The organism is Streptomyces sp. SID14478 (assembly GCF_010548525.1).
Taxonomy (GTDB): domain Bacteria; phylum Actinomycetota; class Actinomycetes; order Streptomycetales; family Streptomycetaceae; genus Streptomyces.
Genome location: NZ_JAAGMG010000327.1, coordinates 1 through 746, shown reverse-complemented (window position 1 = coordinate 746; position 746 = coordinate 1). Strand labels below are relative to the sequence as shown.

The window sequence follows — 746 nt, the reverse complement described above, 5'->3', positions numbered from 1 at the left end:
CGCCGACGTACCGAGCCAGGACCCGGCCCGCGCCCCGTCCGGGCCGTACACCGCGGACACGCCGGTCAGCGTCGCGTGCACCATCGGCCGGCCGGTCTCCGCGGCCCGCACCGCGGCCAGCGACGCGTGCTGCTCGGGCGCCCAGGTGTGCTGGAACGACGACGTCGACGACTGTGCGAGCAGCAGGCGCGCCCCGTCCCGGGTGAGCTTGCGCGTCATGTCGGGGAACGCCGACTCGAAGCAGACCAGCGGCCCGACCCGCAGGTCCCGGTCCCCGTGCCGTGCGTCCATGACGACCTGCCGGGTCCCGCGCATCCGGTCCTCGCCCGCCGCCTTGCCGACCGAGGTCGCCCAGCCGAGCAGGGCGCGTGCGGGCACGTACTCGCCGAACGGGACGAGACGCATCTTGTCGTAGCGCGCCCCGGTCGGGCCGTCGGGGCCGATCAGCACGGAGCTCTTGTAGATCCCGGTCCCGGTCCCGGCTCCCGGGCGGCGGGCGTCGACATTGACCAGGATGTCCGCCCCGACGTCCCGGGAGAGCGCGGCGATCCGGCCGGCCAGGTCGGGGCGCCCGGCCAGGTCGAAGCCGACGCTGCTCTCACCCCACACCACCAGGTCGACGTCCCGCCCGGCCAGCCGGCGGGTCAGCGCCTCCTCCCGGGCGAACCGGCGCAGCCCGCTGTCGTCGCTGTCGATCACCCCCGGCTGCACCACGGCGATGCGCACCCGCCCGTCCGTCTGCGGCC

At 76.0% G+C, this 746-nt stretch carries 1 protein-coding gene; it reads right to left on the bottom strand.

The features are described 5' to 3' along the window. The coding region (gene lnt / locus G3I40_RS10890) for an apolipoprotein N-acyltransferase (RefSeq protein WP_164301958.1) at nucleotides 1-746 on the bottom strand (746 nt) is incomplete at both ends.